Below are 446 nucleotides of genomic sequence, written 5' to 3'. Positions count from 1 at the left end.
AATGAAAACTTCAACGGCGATATTAACTTAGATGTGTCTGTTGTGGATGAAGCTGGTGCAATCACTGTTGGTAATGCAGGCATTGAGGTTATCGCAGTCAATGATTTACCGATTGCAGGCCCTGTTTCTTACACTATCGATGAAGACAGTGTGCTGACATTTAATGAAAGCCAAATCTTAGCGAATGCATCAGATATTGAAGGTGATGTCTCATTGGTTGAGATTAGTTATACAGGCCCTGATGGTATTTTCAGTGTTAATGGTGATGGGACTTGTAGCTTTGCCCCTAATGAAAACTTCCATGGCGAAGTGACACTGGATATTGTTATTCAGGACGAAGAGGGCGCAACGGTTACTACACAAATGACAGTGGATGTGTTGCCGATTAACGATGCCCCTGTGTCAGGTAATTTAGCGTATTCGGTTGACGAAGATGGCTCAATTAC

1 protein-coding gene is annotated in these 446 nt (G+C 42.6%); it reads left to right on the top strand.

Annotated elements, in window-relative coordinates; all coding sequences use genetic code 11:
• A partial coding sequence (locus BCU91_RS05000) for a tandem-95 repeat protein (protein ID WP_157936264.1) occupies positions 1-446 on the top strand: 446 nt, incomplete at both ends.

This window comes from Shewanella sp. 10N.286.52.B9, from assembly GCF_002873635.1.
Classification (GTDB): domain Bacteria; phylum Pseudomonadota; class Gammaproteobacteria; order Enterobacterales; family Shewanellaceae; genus Shewanella.
The sequence above is the reverse complement of the archived record's forward strand: the minus strand, read 5'-3'. Positions and strand labels throughout refer to the sequence as shown.